Below are 16,357 nucleotides of genomic sequence, written 5' to 3'. Positions count from 1 at the left end.
GATTTGATCAAAAATTTGCAAATTTTAAAAAAGATCATACCGCTTGTTATGAGTTTACACTATGGCTAAATATTCATCGAATAAATCAACAGATAAACAAATAGAGCAAATCAATATTGCTCCCCACTCATTAGAGGCAGAACAAGCCATTCTAGGCAGTATTATGCTAGATAATGCCCACTGGGACAATGTGGCAGAACGTGTTCAAGCCAGTGATTTTTATAATTATGCCCACCGTCTTATTTTTGAACAGATGGTAGAATTGGCTCGTCATAATCAGCCTATTGATATTATTACCCTCGATCAAAATTTAAAAAGTAGAGGTATTTTGGATGATGTAGGGGGGTTTGCTTACCTTGCTGAACTTTCCAAAAATACCCCCAGTGCGGCCAATATTCTGACTTATGCAGATATTGTCAGTGAAAAGGCGATTTGTCGAGAGCTGATTACTGCCAGTAACAAAATTGCAGAAAGTAGCTATAATCCTAGAGGAATGAGTGTTAAAGATGTCCTTGATGAAGCAGAACGCTCTATTTTTCATATTGCGGAAAAACGCACTTCAAGTGATGAAGGACCTAAAAAAATTGATGACATTCTGAACTCAACCTTAGAGCGAATTGAAATACTGTCTAAAAACAAAGACAATGGTGGGGTCACTGGTGTTTCAACTGGCTTTACGGATCTGAATAAACGAACCGCTGGTTTACAACCTTCTGATTTGATTATTGTGGCTGCTCGACCTTCTATGGGTAAAACCACCTTTGCAATGAATTTATGTGAAAATGCCTCTTTGCTTGATATTGAAGAGAAAGATGAAAATGGCAATATGGTGAAAAGACCCAACAAACCCGTGCTTATTTTTAGTCTTGAGATGCCATCGGATCAAATTATGATGCGTATGCTGGCTTCTCTTTCACGAGTAGATCAAACAAAAATTCGTACTGGTCAGCTAACCGATGATGAAGACTGGGCAAAAATTTCGAGTACGATGGCAATTTTACAACAGCGTAAAAATATCTTTATTGATGATAGCTCAAGTTTAACGCCAACGGAAGTGCGTTCTCGTGCAAGACGTATCTATAAAGAAAGTGGTGGTTTAAGTTTAATTATGGTGGATTATCTTCAATTAATGAAAGCACCCGGTTTTGCAGATAACCGAACCCTTGAAATTGCAGAAATATCTCGCTCATTAAAAGCCTTAGCTAAAGAATTACAAGTTCCTGTTGTTGCACTTTCTCAGTTAAACCGTAGCTTAGAACAACGAGCAGATAAACGCCCTGTTAACTCAGACTTACGTGAATCAGGCTCTATTGAGCAAGATGCCGATTTAATTATGTTTATCTATCGAGATGAGGTTTATCACGAAAATTCAGAACAAAAAGGCATTGCTGAAATTATTATTGGTAAACAACGTAATGGTCCTATCGGTAGAGTTAAACTTGCTTTTCAAGGGCAGTACTCTCGCTTTGATAACCTTGCACCAAATTTATACAGTAACTATGATGAATAATAGGAAAAAACAATGATTTGTGCGATTTATAGAAGCTCAAAAAAAGAGGGGATGTATTTATATATTGAGAAAAGAGAACAGTTTGATGCAGTTCCTAAAGCATTATTACGCACTTTTGGTAAACCTCAGTTTTCAATGTTATTTAATCTTAAGGGAGATAAACAGTTAAAAATCGCCCCAAATCAAAAAGTACTAGAAGCAATCAAAGAGCAGGGATTTTACTTGCAAGCACCTCCGTTACCAGAAAGTTTATTGAATACTGAATATTAAAGACAAATAAAAAATCCTTATTTAACTAATGCTAAATAAGGATTTATTCACTTTAATTACAATCAGTTAATTAAAATTCGTATTGTACGTTAAGTTTGAAGTTTCTACCAGGTGCTGAGAATCTTTCAATACCTTGATTTGCTGTATTACACCCTAATGCAGATGCAACATTTTTACAAATCATATTACTTGTTCCGAATGAACGGATAGAACGAATGCTCTCCCAAGTTGCATATTCTTTGTTAAATAAATTATAAATACCAGCTTGTAAGGTTAAGCCTTTAATTGGTTTATAGAAACCGATAACATCAAATAAATCATATGATTGGCTCAAATGCTTCGCATAAATACCTTCATCTGGTGCTTCAAAAATACCTTGATCAGCACCGTGATAAGGATTATATGTTGCCGTTTTTTTCTTCGCTGATGCGTGAGTATAGAAAATATCAAATCCATAATTATTTTCAGGCGAAACATAACCGACACTGAATATTTGTTTCTTAGGTTGAATAGCGTTAATAGCGTGCCAAATCTCTCTTTCATTACCTGCACCGTCAGTATCAATTCCTAAGGTTTTCCCTTTTTGGTATTCAAATTTATAACCAAAATTAAATCCATTTGGCTTATCTAATAAATCAGCTAGATAAACTTTTGCTTCAACACTGAAACCTTTTACATTTGCCTCAGAGTTATTACGGTTTTGATACGTACGGTAAGGAATACCGCTTGTATTACCCTTAGCATCTGTGAATGATTTATACCCTTTGAAAGCTAATTCAATAAAGTTTGTATAATTCGTTCTAAATGCACCAAATCGGATAAAACTATTATCTTTATGGAAAGTTAATGCAATTTCTTTTGTTCTCGCTTCTTCTGATTCTAAATCAGGATTCGCAATAATTGAGAAATAAGGGTGTTTAAATGTAAAATAAAGTTCATCCGATGCTGGCGATCTAAATCCTTTTGAATATTTTAATTGTACACGCATAAAATCAAGCGGATCTAAGGTTGTACCTAAGCTATAAGAACGCTGTGTAAATTTACGATTACGTTTGACTAAATACTCAACATTCTTTTGAGGATTATTTTCATAAATATCTAGATCTTTTTTATACTGTTCTTTATCTTTCTCAAATAAAGCTTCCCAATTATCTAATCGATCATAAGTACCTGGTTTGTAATATTTATTACTCCATTTACTTGGCTCTTGTGGTTTATTGATAGGTCCTTGAACATACATATCTCTCAATAACTCTTTTGGAATCTCTGGATCTTTATTAGGATCAAAGTGTGGTTTATGATCAATTCGATCGTAGCGATAACTTAAATCAAATCCAATTTTATCATTTACACGAATTTTATCTGTTAAATACAACGCTCCTGTTTTGGTTTTTACAGGAATCAGGAACGAACTTGGTTTTCCTTCATAAGGGCAAGTTCCACTATTGACACAAACTGGGTTTCCATTTTCATCAATATTTTCAAAATATTGTGCCCACCAATGAATATCTGTTGGTTTATATCCTGCTCTATTTACCATTGATTTATCTGTTTCGCTATACATTCCTCCGTAAGCAAGCTGATTTTCAATACCTTTAACATCTACAAACTTTTCAAGATCTAGCTTAATTTGTTTTGAATCTGTATTTAACTTACGATCCGTCCACATATCCGTACTATATCCTGGCGAATCAGGTTTGATAAATGTAAAAGCCTGAGATGTGGTATAACCTATTTTTTTTCCATCAATATTCACTTGATCAGAAGCCCAGCCTTCAAAATTTTTATCTAAGAATGAATCGCCTTTTTTAACCCAACGTGTTTCACCAACCGTCACTTGTTTCCAATGTTTTCCGCCACGTTTGATGTCTTCAACATTAAAGCGTGTTTTAATTTTTTTATCATTTTCCCAAGAGAATTGAGCTTTTTTAATTTCATCAATATCTCTTCCATTAGAATTCAAATCAATGACCACAGCTCTATGTTTATCATCTTTTCTAAACTGATATTCTCCCCAAGACCCCTCAAAACGATAGAATGTTAATGTTGAATTACAATTTTGAACATCGCAATTTAACCAAACATCATTTTTCTTATTTGAGCTATCCCAGTAATCAGCTTGTCTTTTTTTATTTCCATAATTATCTAGCTGAGGATAAGGCACTTCTTTACCTTTTGCATCGACCAACGTTAATAAAGGTACTTCTTTTTTCTCATATTCCCAAGTTGTGGTATTTAACACATCTTTTAACGTTGGAACTTCTTTTAAAGACAATTCACTACCATTTTTATCATACAGTTTGCCATCTTTTAATTGTAAACCTAATGGATTAGACACGGCTTCACAACGTTCTCCACCATCACACCATTCATCTGTTTTTGCTCGTTGAGTAATCCGTTGTTTAGAAACACTTACTTTTAAGCTATCCCATAATGGTGTCTCAGAATAATTTTCAAAAGAAAATGCGATATTTCGACGTGTACTGGAATCATTTGTATGACGAGTTTCTTTTTCTGGTTTATCTCTATCCGTTTGGATTGGTGCTAAAGTGTAAGACCAGTCTGTTCCTCTACTATGATTTTTATAATCGTCATACATTACTGTGAAACGATTATTTTCATTTGGATTATAAGATAATTTAAGTAATGTACTGCCTTTCTCTATTGTATAAGGATCGGCTTTTTGTCTTGCTCGACCTTGTGAGCCCAGTTCAGGAATATCAGGATAGTGTTTATAACCAAAATTCTCAAAATTCGTACCATCACGATCAGTTCTCACTAACAACGCATCAAAATCTTTATAGCGCCCTGCAAGAGTATGTGAGAACATATCCTCATTATTTGCAGAAGCATAGCCCGCTTTAAATTTATAGTAAAAATCTTTACCAATTAAAAAATCACGTGCATCTTTGGTTTTAAAAATAACTGCTCCACCTAACGCCCCACTCCCCACTTTGGTTGAGTCTGAACCTTTGGCTAGGTTTACCTGTTTAACCGTTTCAACTTCAATGCCATTACGTGTGTTGTTAAAATTTCCATAACCTTCAAACAGCTCTTTAAAGCCTTGTGATGAAAGGGTTTGAGCTTGTTGTAAACCATCAATCGTAATATTTACACGGTTTTCATCAACACCACGTACCGAATAACCACTTGCTCCCATTCGCCCTTTTTCAACCACAGAAATCCCTGTTTCATATTTCACTAAATCACGCGTATCTGAAACTTGTTGTTTTTCTAAGGTTTTTGCTGTTTTAACCGTTTCACCTACTTTTTTATTTTGAATACTTTCAGGTGTATCGATAACATTAATGGTACCTAGTGTTGCTTCTTCTGCGAGTGCATTAGTGATAGATAAGGAGAGTAAAGAATAACAAAAAAGCTTAGTTCCCCCCCCTTTATTGATTATTTTTTGAACATATGTTTTCTGTATTTGCATAGAACTTCCCTCAAGATGAATAAATAAGATAAAAATTAGAAAAACAAACAACAACTGTTCGCATTTCTATTAATTATACGTGAATTTATTAAGATAAACTACCATCTCTCTTGATTGAGATTTATTATTTTGTTGTGAAACAATTCAAGCGGTTACTTTACCATCACTTTTTGCAATTCTTTTCCAAATTCTTCCCGCCAGCCTGTCAATAATTCAGGTAATTGTTGAGGCTCTTGTCCTTTTTTGATCCAACCAAATAGCTGGTTTAATTGACGCTTACTTGCCAGTAAACCTTGATCTAAATTATCAGGACAAATCTGTTTGAGTTTTTGTTGTAAAGCTTTCATCGTCTGTTTATATCCCTCTTCATCCACCAATCGTGTAATTTTAGGGGGATAGTTTTCAGGAGCGACTTCTCTGCCCTGTTCAACTAATTTTAAAATTTTCTTACCGTGAATGCGTACTTCATTGGGGTGCATAAATTCAAGTAAAGTAGCGGTATGTTTCGGTTGTAATTCTGCAATTTTCCATAAATGCTCTGCTTTTATCACAAAATTTAAAGCAAGATCACGTTTTTTCGCCTCTTCATATCTCCATTTCGCTAATAGCTGTAATACCGCCAATTGTTGTGGTTCTAATCGCCACGCATTGGTAATCTTTTTATACAATTTATCTACATCAAGGGGTTGTTTACGTTTATCTATCTCTGCTTGGCATTCTTGAATAATCGCTTCTCGCCAATCACTTTTTGCAAATTCTGTTTGTAGTTGTTGATAAACGGGCAATAAATACCATACATCAGCGGCAGCATATTGTAATTGTATTTCACTTAATGGGCGTTTTAACCAATCGGTTCGAGAAGCCCCTTTATCTAATTCGATATCTAAATAATGTTGTACTAATTTGGCAAAACCTGTTGATGTACCTAGCCCTAAAAATGCTGCCATAATTTGTGTATCTAACATTGGTTGTGGCATTTGATTGAAATAGTGTTGAAAAACCTCTAAATCTTCACTACAAGCGTGCAAGACTTTAATAATATTTTGGTTAGCTAATAATTCTACAAAAGGACTAAAATCATCAATACTCATAGGATCGATTAAATAAACCGTTTTTCCATCAAAAAGTTGAATAAGCCCTAATTTAGGATAAAACGTGCGAGTACGCACAAACTCAGTATCAAGCATTACTGCTGTTTGTAAACTGGCTTGATTGCAAGCTTCTTGAAGGGCTGTGTGAGAATTAATCCACTGATAAGTTATTTTTTTATTCATTCTATTTTCACTTTTAGTTAGTTTTTGTAAATTCTAAAGGTTATCCTACCGCTTGCCAACCTAATTAAAATCATCAACCTTGATCTAGGACATAACCTACATTTTATTTTTTCGTTAAAATATTGTTAATTTTAGTAAATTAGGAATAAAAAATGGCCTCTTTATTTATTGCAGGTACAGATACAGGTGTGGGTAAAACGATTGTTACTCGAGCATTATTACAGCTACTTGCACAGCATAATATTTCTGTCGCCCCTATAAACCCATTGCTTGTGGGACTGATGATGATCATCTTATCGATCCCAATAGTGATGATTATATTTGTGAGAATAATAAAGACGTATTAATTTTGCAATCCAGTTGTGCAAAATTATTCGCTTATCAAGAAATTACTAGCTACTCTTTTAACAGTTTTAGTATGCCCATTTTTAGCGCATTAGGTGAAATTAATGGTATAAATATTGATAAATTATATGATGATTTATATCACTTAGAGCAATTGCATCAAAATGTGTTGGTTGAAGGGACACACGGTTGGTTAACCCCTATCAATAAGGAATATAATTTTGATGATTGGGTCAAATCAACCAATATGCCTGTTGTTTTAGTCGTTGGTATTAAAGAAGGTTGTGTCAATCACGCTCAGCTTACTACTCAAGCTATTCGTCAAAAAGGGGTAAATTTGATCGGTTGGGTAGCAAATCGGATTAATCCAGGATTACGTTATTACCCTAAATTAATCGAACTGTTAGATCAGAAAATCGATGCACCATTATTAGGAGAAATTCCTTATATTCGACATCCAGCAAAACAAATGCTGACTAAGTATATTCAAAATCCACAACCACTGTTACAATACTTCGATAAACCGTGTAACTAATTGTAGATTTAATGAAATTAGAACAAAAAATTATTGAATCCTTTGATGCCAATGGTGTGTTAAGCAAAAATATCAAAGGATTTTCTCCTCGTGATGCCCAATCTAAAATGGCAAAATTAGTGGGGGTGGCGATCACTTATAAAAATTCTGTGGTGGTAGAAGCTGGCACTGGAACAGGTAAAACTTTTGCTTATTTAGTCCCTGCTCTACTTTCAAAAAAGAAAACCATTATTTCTACAGGATCAAAAAATCTACAAGATCAACTCTTTAATCGAGATCTACCCACTATTCAAAAAGCCTTAAATTACACAGGAAAAATTGCGTTATTAAAAGGGCGAGCCAATTATTTATGTTTGGATCGTTTAGATCAATTAATTGCAATGGGGGTGGCTGGAGATCGTTCTGTTTTAGCTGATTTATCTAAAGTTCGTAAATGGCAAACTGCAACAAAAACAGGCGATTTAACAGAATGTATTAGTATTGCAGAAGACAGCCCGATTTTACCACAATTGGTAAGCACCACCGATAATTGTTTAGGTTCTGACTGCCCTCAATTTAAAGAATGTTATGTCGTCAAAGCTCGTCAAAAAGCAATGAGTTCCGATATTGTCGTGGTGAATCACCATTTATTTTGTGCAGATATGGCAGTAAAGGAAACAGGGTTTGGTGAGCTTATTCCTGAAGCAGAATTAGTTATTTTTGATGAAGCTCATCAACTGCCAGATATTGCCAGTCAATATTTTGGAAAATCCCTCACCTCTCGCCAATTGCTGGATATCTGTAAAGATAGCAATATCGTGTATCGTACTGAATTAAAAGATGCCAAACAGCTAGGTACAGCTTCTGATCATTTACAAAAGGTCGTTCAAGATTTTCGCTTATTACTTGGTGGCATAACAGTAAAAGGAAATTTAAGAGATTTATTTAAAAATCAACAAGTCACAAGCGGACTAAATAAATTGATTGAAAATATTGAATTTCTAAGTGAAGTAGTCAAAAAATCCCTAGGACGTTCAGATACCTTAGATAAAATTTTTGAACGTTTAGCCGAAGTAAAAAACTTTCTTAAAGCTATATCTGATACTTCCGTTACTGGATACTGTTACTGGTATGAAGGAAATGGGCGTTATTTTGGGTTACATATTACCCCTCTAACGGTGGCAGATAAATTTGGGGATCGACTTAATCTACAAAAAATTGGCTGGGTCTTTACCTCTGCAACCTTAGAGGTAGGGGGAAAATTTGACCATTTTTGCCAACGTTTAGGAATTGAAAGTGCCCATAAAATGATTTTACAAAGTCCCTTTGATTATCAACAACAATCCTTACTTTGTGTTCCTCGCTACTTGCCTGCAACCAACCGTAATAATACCCTTTCTGAATTAGGAAAAATGTTACAACCCGTAATTGAAGCCAATAAAGGGCGATGTTTTTTACTTTGTACCTCTTATTTTATGATGCGAGGATTAGCCGATTTCCTACGAGAAAACAGTAACCTTAATGTGTTATTACAAGGTGAAACCAGCAAAAGTGAATTACTTGAACAATTTACGAAAAAGAAACATAGCGTATTAGTCGCCACTCAAAGTTTTTGGGAAGGCATTGATGTACGAGGAGATGCCCTTTCTCTTGTTATTATTGATAAACTCCCCTTTAGTTCCCCTGATGAGCCATTATTAAAAGCGCGAATGGAAGATTGCCAATTACAAGGAGGCAATCCTTTCAATGATATACAAATTCCAGAAGCCGTAATCACCTTAAAACAAGGGGTTGGACGACTTATTCGAGGTATCAAAGACCGAGGGGTTATCTTAATTTGTGATTCTCGTTTAGTAAACCGCCAATATGGTGCAACCTTTTTAAAAAGTTTACCTAGATCAAAAAGAACACGAGATCTTCAAAAAGTCGTTAATTTTTTAAAAAATAAGCGGTAAGATCTTCAAATAAATTTGCAAATTTTTATCAACATCATACCGCTTAGGAAAAGCAATGTTACAGTCAATTATTAAATTTTTTATCTCTTTAGCTATTCTTTTTGCAATGTTGCATTTAGGGGAAAGTATTAATCAGCTTATTCCTATTGGTATTCCGAGCAGTATTTGGGGAATGATATTACTCTTTCTCTGTCTGACGGCAGGTATCATCAATGTGGAATGGATTATTCCTAGTGCCAGAATACTTACTCGTTATATGACGTTATTTTTTCTCCCTATTTGTGTCGGTATTATTGAACACAAATACCTGTTTAGTCACTATTTAAATTCTTTCTTTTTGGCTATTTTTTTAAGTACTGTTATTTCTTTAATTGTGATTACGTATTTCTCACAATGGTTATTAAACAAACAACTTAAGAAAAAACGTTATTTACATCATCAACTTAGAAGAGGAAAAGACAATGGCTAATATTTATCTCTATTATTATGTATTTCTAACCATTATTGTTTTTATACTCAGTTTAAAATTAAGTCAAAAAATTAACATCACTCTGCTCAGCCCTTTTTTGATTGGTTTAACCGTTTTGGCAATAATTTTGATTACCACAAAAATACCTTATCAAGATTATTATCAAGGTAATGAAATTTTAGTGAAATTACTCAATATTTCCATTGTGGCATTAGCCTACCCTTTTTATGAACAGCTTTCGCAAATTCGACGTTATTGGAAAAGTATTTTGATCATTGTGATTTTTGCGACGACTTTTTCAATGCTCACAGGTGTAGTCTTTACGTTATTACTCGGCGGCGATACTGCCATTCTCGCCTCTGTATTACCAAAATCTGTGACAACACCTATTGCCGTTGCCATTTCTAAAGCAATCAACGGTGAACCTGCGATTACCGCTGTTGGAGTGACTGTTGCTGGATTAATTGGTTCAAGTTTTGGCTTAACCATTTTAAACTGGTGTAATATTAAAAATCCTAAAGCCATCGGTTTAGGAATGGGGGCTGTAAGCCACGCATTAGGTACCGCTCGTAGCTTAGAAGTGAGTTTAAAAATGGGCAGTTTTTCTTCCATATCATTAGTCCTATGTGGTGTTTTATCTTCTATTTTTGCTCCTTTCGTGATGAAAATTATTCTATTATTTATAGGCTAATCACTCTAAAGCAAGATAATATTTAAAATCTAATAAAAATCAATAAATTACATTAATTAATGTTGGGGAATTAGCCAATACAGTTTGTGTATATCCCACCCGTTGCGATATAAAAATCCTCACAAAACATAATTAGGAATAAATATCGCAGGTAGCGGGTAGATCAAAGTGAAAATTTACAAATTTAATTCCTCACATAGACAGAGCATGCTCTGTCTCTACAATATAACTATATATCAATAGGTTATATTAACATCCATAGATAGAAATTGATGATTGCCCTGCTAATCCTCTCACACTTGCAAAAAAAGTGAATATCATTCATACTAAGTACAAAATAATGACAAAACAGGTACAAAAAATGGCAACAGTTAATTATCAAATTAGATTAAATAAAGAATTAAAAGAAAATGCAATCAAAATATTTGATGACTATGGTCTAAGTTTATCACAAGGAATTAAGATGATTTTAACGCAGGTGGTTAATACCAAAGAAATCCCTGTTAATCTCACTTATTGCAATACTGTAAATGAAAAAACAAAAATAAGCTTACTGACCGCAATGCAAGAACTTGATAATGATAATTCTAATGAAATTCAGGCAGAAAGTATTGATGAAGCATTAAAAAAATTGGTAGAAATAGCAAATGAAGAATAAATTAAGAATATTAAAGCCATCTAACCAATTTAAACGAGATTTGAAAAAATATCTAACAGAAACTATATCCTCTGATTATCTAGTAGTAATGTCCTGTTTACTCAAGGATGAGATAATCCCTGAAAAATATAGAGATCACGCTTTAACAGGTGATTTAAAGGGGTGTCGAGATTGCCATATAAAACCTGATTTGGTTTTGATATATCGTGATACTGGAGAAAGAATAGAGCTATTACGATTGGGAAGTCATAGCGAATTATTTTGATATAATCTATTATTTATAAACTAAAGCATTTACAATATACTATAAAGGTAAAAATACCGTAATTTAATAAACGAGAACTTATGACGAAATTATCCTCTTTTGATTTGGATAAAATTACCCAAGATCAATCTACGTGGAGTACATTTAAACGCCTTTGGCCAATGATTACGCCTTTTAAATGGGGAATTATTGCCTCAGTTATCGCCTTAATTATCAATGCAGTAGTTGATGGTTATCTTATTTCTATGCTTAAACCTCTTATTGATAAAGGATTTGGAACAGAACAGAGAGATTTCCTAAAAATGATGGCATTTATCGTAGTCGGCTTAATATTTATGCGTGGTTTCAGTAGCTTTGCTGCCACTTATTGCCTTGCTTGGGTAAACGGTAAAGTGGTAATGAGTATGCGTCAAAAAGTCTTTAAGCATTTAATGTTTATGCCCGTGGATTTTTTTGATCAAAACTCATCAGGAAAACTGCTCTCTCGTATCACCTATGATTCAGAACAAATTGCAGGGGCTTCTGCCAGTGCATTACAAACCATTGTTCGAGAAGGGGCTTATGTCATATTCTTAATGGGAACAATGTTTTATTACAGTTGGCGTCTGTCTTTGGTGCTACTTATCATTGGACCTATTATTGCCATTTTAGTCCGTCTCATCTCCAAACGTTTTCGTGAAATGAGCCGTAATATGCAAAAATCAATGGGTTCAATGACAGAAAGTGCCGAACAAATGCTACGAGGTCATAAAGTTGTTCTCTCATTTGGAGGACAAAAAGTTGAAGAACAACGCTTTAACCATACCAGTAATGATATGCGTCGTAAGGGAATGAAGTTAATGGCAGTAAGTGCTATTTCTAATCCTATTATTCAAATTATTGCCTCTTTAGCATTAGGTGTAGTCCTCTATCTTGCGGGTTCACCTGAAATTATGGGGAATGACCTTACTGCAGGAGAATTTGCTGCAGTACTGGCTTCTCTACTTGCAATGATGCGTCCTTTAAAAACCTTAACAGAAGTTAATGCTCAATTCCAAAAAGGGATGGCTGCTTGTCAAACCTTATTTACGTTGTTTGACTTACCAACAGAAAAAGATAATGGCACACATTGTGTGACACAAATAAAAGGTGATATCTGTTTTGATGATGTCACTTTTACTTACAGTACCAAAAATGAACCAGCATTAAGTCACCTTTCTTTTAATCTTCCAGCAGGAAAAACTTTTGCATTAGTCGGTCGTTCTGGTTCTGGTAAATCAACTATTGCCAATTTAATTACCCGTTTTTATGACATTGATAGTGGAAAAATTACCCTTGACGGCATTGATATTTGTGACTATAAATTAAACAACCTTAGAGAACAATGCTCTATTGTTTCTCAACAGGTACATTTATTTAATGATACGATTGCAAATAATATTGCTTATGCTGCCAAAGATAAATATACCCAAGAACAAATTATTCAAGCAGCAACCGCTGCTCACGCAATGGAATTTATTGAAAAAATGCCACAAGGATTGGATAGTATTATCGGAGAAAATGGCGTCAGCCTTTCAGGAGGACAACGCCAACGTATTGCAATTGCACGTGCATTATTACGCAACTCACCCATTTTAGTGCTTGATGAAGCAACATCAGCCCTTGATACAGAATCAGAACGTGCCATTCAATCAGCCCTTGAGGAGCTACAAAAAAATCGTACCGTACTAGTGATTGCTCACCGTCTATCAACAATTGAGAAAGCCGATGAAATTTTAGTTATTGACCAAGGGAAAATTATTGAAAGAGGCTCACATTCTAAACTTATTGCAAAAAATGGTGCATATAAACAATTACATAGCTTACAATTTGAGCAATAAGGATTAATTATAAAAAATAAGCGGTTAGATTTGATGAAAAATTTGCAAATTTTTCTAACAAAGTAACCGCTTGATTTTTAGGTTTGGTTTAAAATTAAATTATAAATTTAAAAGTACTTGATTAACCACATCAGGAACAAATTGGCTGACATCTCCCTTATGATAATAAATTTCTCTAACTTGCGTAGAAGATAAATATCGCCATTCAACCGATGGAGGAAAAAAAATGGTTTCTAATTTTGGAAGTAATTTTTCATTCAGTTGAGCAAGCTGTATTTCATACTCAACATCATTACTGTTACGAATACCTCGAAGAAGTGCCTTTGCTTGGTGTTTTTGAGCCAGCTCAACAAGTAATCCATCAAAGCCTATCACTTCCACATTACTTAAATGTTTAATACTTTGTTGTACTAAATGAACGCGTTGCTCTAATTCAAAAAGAGGTTCCTTTGTGGGGTTTTTCGCTATAGCAATAATAATTTTAGAAAATAATCTTGAAGCTCGTTCAATTTGATCTAGGTGACCATTTGTTATTGGGTCAAAGGTTCCTGCATAAATAACTTTCATTCTGTTTTCTCTTGTAAATAAGGAGTGAGTAAACTTAAGTGACGCTCTAATGCCCCTTGATTTTCTTTGAGTACTTGAAAACCTGCATCACCTATCTTTTTACAATAAGTTGCATTTTCTAATAAAGATCGTACCGCTTGAATGAGAGATTGTGTATCACTTGGAATTTCAATAAAACCATTAATATCTTTTAACTTTTCATAGATTTCAGTAAAATTATAAGTATGGATACCTGAAATAACGGGCAGTTTAAATGCAATAGGCTCAAGGGGATTATGCCCACCTTGTTTTATCAAACTTCCCCCTACAAAAGCAATATTTGCTAATCCATAAAGTAACATCATTTCCCCCATTGTATCACCCAGTAAAATAGAAATTTCAGGGGTAAAAGATTGCTGATGCGATCGCCGAATAAAATTCATTTCCGTTTTTTTAATAATATTGGCGACACTTTCAAAACGCTCGGGATGACGAGGAACGAGAATAAGAATAAGATCTGGATAATCTTTTAATAATTCCTGATGTGCATTTAAAATAAGTTGATCTTCGCCTTCGTGAGTACTAGCTGCAATCCAAATTGGACGTTTAATTACATTTAATGAATGCTTAAGTTGTATAATTTGTTGATGTAATGCTTCATCAACATTAAGATCAAATTTTAAATTACCTGTATTAATTAAATATTGTTCCTCAATGCCTAATTCTAAATAACGATCAGCACTTGTTTTATCTTGTGCCATAATCAACGTAATACTATCTAACATTGGACGAAGTAACTTTTTAACATAGCCATAGCGTTTTGTTGAACGAGGAGATAAACGTGCATTCGCAATAATAAAGGGAATATTTCGTTGATGAGTATAATGAATTAAATTTGGCCACAATTCTGTTTCAACCACAATTATTACCTTTGGCTGAACAAAATTTAAAAACTTGTTTATTAAATAAGGAATATCATAAGGTAAATAAAAATGGGAAACGCTATCACCAAAAGCCACTTTCACTCTCTCTGAACCTGTTGGTGTCACCGTGGTAAAGGTAAGCGGTAAATTTGGATAATCTTTTTGCAATTTTTTGACTAATGGCGTAATGGCTATCACTTCGCCCACTGATGCTGCGTGAATAACAAGACCATTTTTTTTAATTTTCTGTTGTTGATTATAAATGGCATAACGTTCACCTAATCTTTGTCGATATGCAGGTTGCTTTATGCTACGTCTTAACATTTCAAGTAAAATCAATGGTTGTAGTAGATAGCTAATAATTGTGTAACATTTTAATATCATTATTCTTCCTGTGTAGCTATTCTTTGTAAGCTAAGTAAAAGGGTCACACCAACAAAATAAAACATTGTTCCAGAGTTATGAGATAAAAAAGATTGTGTTAAACAGTAACCCATTGTTGCTGTAATATGGGTAATCCCTAAAATACCTAAAAGCTGTGGTAACGGTTTAGCACTCTGTTTTATTCCTTTTAAAAATAAGCTAAAAGGCACAAAAAATACTGCTAATAAAGCGAGTAAACCAAATATTCCACGTGCCGAACCATCGTGTAAAAATTGATTATGGGCGTGATGATATTTTGCTGCCAGTCGTGAAATATAACCTTGTTCAGCATGTTGTTTACGCATTTTTTTTACACCTTCGAGCCCCCAACCCAAAAGAGGTTTTTGATCTATACCGTGTAATGCACTTTTATACATATCTAATCTTGTACCCACAGAAGAACGACATTTATTTTTATTAATACACAAAGAAGCTTCCGTATAAACTATATTCCACTTTGTCTCAGTCGTGTTATAACTTATATAACCAAATAAAATAGCAGCAAGAAAAACAATAAAGAATGCTTTTTTTGAAAAGAGATGACGATAAAACCAAAGTATAACCGGTATCGCAATAAGAAAACCAATAATAGCTCCTCGAGAAAAACAAAGAATACTTGCTATAAAACCAAGTAAAAATGCGATGCCTGCAAAGATTGCAAATAACTTATTTCTTATTTGATAAAAATAAAGACAAATACAAAGTGAAAAGAGTGCTAGGCTTATCGCAATATCACTGGCTTGAATTTTATTGTGCTGCGGAAATAGAAAAGAAATATGTAGATAATATTTTTGGATAATAGCAACAATACCTGCAACAAAACTAGCTGTCACAATCGCATAAATTATCCAAAGAGGTTTAATTTTTATATGAGAAAATAAAGTTAAAAAAGGTAATATAAGTAATATACGACTAGGTAGATCCAATTCTCTCAACTTTCCCTGATGTATAATCAATGAAAGAATAAACAATGCAAAGTAACCAATAAAAGAAACAATAAATAGTTTATTTTCAGGGTTAATCTTAAATGTCTTATTTTTAAGATTAACAATAATAAAATAAAGTCCCGAAAAGAATAAAATCGCAGGAATAATAGTATAACTTGCTCTAAAGTGTAAAGTTAATATAAAAAATGCACCTGTGAGTAAAGTATAAATATTGATACGATTTAATATTGATAACATAATAATATCTCCTACTCGGGTATAACTATTTAAAA

Annotated in this window: 13 protein-coding genes and 1 pseudogene; 9 read left to right on the top strand and 5 right to left on the bottom strand. The window is 33.8% G+C overall.

Translation table 11 applies throughout. The features are described from left to right. Nucleotides 1-61 precede the first annotated feature (61 nt). Together KGI96_RS01770 and KGI96_RS01765 are read left to right on the top strand one after the other, a co-directional pair. Nucleotides 62-1,510 (top strand): replicative DNA helicase, encoded by a 1,449-nt coding sequence (locus tag KGI96_RS01770; RefSeq protein WP_211599276.1) that lies wholly within the window; start codon nucleotides 62-64, stop codon nucleotides 1,508-1,510. 12 nt (nucleotides 1,511-1,522) lie between these two features. Beyond that, nucleotides 1,523-1,780, top strand: a complete 258-nt coding sequence (locus KGI96_RS01765; RefSeq protein ID WP_211599277.1) for a YcgL domain-containing protein — start codon at nucleotides 1,523-1,525, stop codon at nucleotides 1,778-1,780. 70 nt (nucleotides 1,781-1,850) lie between these two features. Here the strand turns inward: KGI96_RS01765 and KGI96_RS01760 are convergent, their stop codons facing one another. Together KGI96_RS01760 and rnd are read right to left on the bottom strand one after the other, a co-directional pair. Beyond that, nucleotides 1,851-5,216, bottom strand: a complete 3,366-nt coding sequence (locus KGI96_RS01760) for a TonB-dependent hemoglobin/transferrin/lactoferrin family receptor (RefSeq protein ID WP_211599278.1) — start codon at nucleotides 5,214-5,216, stop codon at nucleotides 1,851-1,853. Nucleotides 5,217-5,368: 152 nt separating this feature from the next. After that, entirely contained in the window at nucleotides 5,369-6,490 is a 1,122-nt protein-coding gene (rnd, locus tag KGI96_RS01755) for a ribonuclease D (RefSeq protein ID WP_211599279.1), read from the bottom strand. Nucleotides 6,491-6,642: 152 nt separating this feature from the next. Here rnd and bioD point away from each other — a divergent pair. From bioD to msbA, 7 genes and pseudogenes are all read left to right on the top strand, one after another. After that, nucleotides 6,643-7,370: pseudogene (bioD, locus tag KGI96_RS01750) on the top strand (dethiobiotin synthase). An 11-nt stretch (nucleotides 7,371-7,381) separates the two neighbouring features. Then, a complete protein-coding gene (gene yoaA, locus KGI96_RS01745) occupies nucleotides 7,382-9,304 on the top strand; it encodes a DNA repair helicase YoaA (RefSeq protein ID WP_211599281.1) in 1,923 nt (640 codons plus the stop codon). 55 nt (nucleotides 9,305-9,359) lie between these two features. Next, nucleotides 9,360-9,773: a CidA/LrgA family protein gene (locus KGI96_RS01740; protein ID WP_211599282.1), complete on the top strand. Its 414-nt coding sequence runs from the start codon at nucleotides 9,360-9,362 to the stop codon at nucleotides 9,771-9,773. Continuing rightward, entirely contained in the window at nucleotides 9,766-10,464 is a 699-nt protein-coding gene (locus KGI96_RS01735; protein WP_211599283.1) for an LrgB family protein, read from the top strand. The genes KGI96_RS01740 and KGI96_RS01735 overlap by 8 nt, the downstream gene beginning before the upstream one ends. Before the next feature lie 361 nt (nucleotides 10,465-10,825). Then, nucleotides 10,826-11,122: a type II toxin-antitoxin system RelB/DinJ family antitoxin gene (locus KGI96_RS01730; protein WP_211599284.1), complete on the top strand. Its 297-nt coding sequence runs from the start codon at nucleotides 10,826-10,828 to the stop codon at nucleotides 11,120-11,122. Then, nucleotides 11,112-11,387 carry a type II toxin-antitoxin system YafQ family toxin gene (locus tag KGI96_RS01725; RefSeq protein ID WP_211599285.1) on the top strand — a complete coding sequence of 92 codons (276 nt, stop codon included), beginning with the start codon at nucleotides 11,112-11,114 and terminating at the stop codon, nucleotides 11,385-11,387. The genes KGI96_RS01730 and KGI96_RS01725 overlap by 11 nt, the downstream gene beginning before the upstream one ends. 80 nt (nucleotides 11,388-11,467) lie before the next feature. After that, nucleotides 11,468-13,246, top strand: coding sequence for a lipid A ABC transporter ATP-binding protein/permease MsbA (msbA, locus tag KGI96_RS01720; protein ID WP_211599286.1), 1,779 nt, complete (start codon nucleotides 11,468-11,470; stop codon nucleotides 13,244-13,246). Between the two features lie 99 nt (nucleotides 13,247-13,345). On the opposite strand, the gene coaD is transcribed toward msbA, so the two are convergent. From coaD to KGI96_RS01705, 3 genes are read right to left on the bottom strand one after another with little or no spacing between them, the layout of a single operon-like run. Beyond that, nucleotides 13,346-13,813 carry a pantetheine-phosphate adenylyltransferase gene (gene coaD, locus KGI96_RS01715; RefSeq protein ID WP_211599287.1) on the bottom strand — a complete coding sequence of 156 codons (468 nt, stop codon included), beginning with the start codon at nucleotides 13,811-13,813 and terminating at the stop codon, nucleotides 13,346-13,348. Continuing rightward, a complete protein-coding gene (waaA, locus tag KGI96_RS01710) occupies nucleotides 13,810-15,099 on the bottom strand; it encodes a lipid IV(A) 3-deoxy-D-manno-octulosonic acid transferase (protein ID WP_211599288.1) in 1,290 nt (429 codons plus the stop codon). Before waaA ends, coaD begins: the two co-directional genes overlap by 4 nt. Further along, nucleotides 15,099-16,322 carry an O-antigen ligase family protein gene (locus KGI96_RS01705; protein WP_211599289.1) on the bottom strand — a complete coding sequence of 408 codons (1,224 nt, stop codon included), beginning with the start codon at nucleotides 16,320-16,322 and terminating at the stop codon, nucleotides 15,099-15,101. Before KGI96_RS01705 ends, waaA begins: the two co-directional genes overlap by 1 nt. Nucleotides 16,323-16,357: the final 35 nt, after the last annotated feature.

Origin of the sequence: Phocoenobacter atlanticus subsp. cyclopteri (assembly GCF_018343795.1) — a bacterium.
GTDB classification, from domain to species: Bacteria; Pseudomonadota; Gammaproteobacteria; order Enterobacterales; family Pasteurellaceae; genus Phocoenobacter; species Phocoenobacter atlanticus.
Note: the sequence above shows the minus strand (reverse complement) of the source record. Positions and strands in the feature narration are given on the sequence as shown.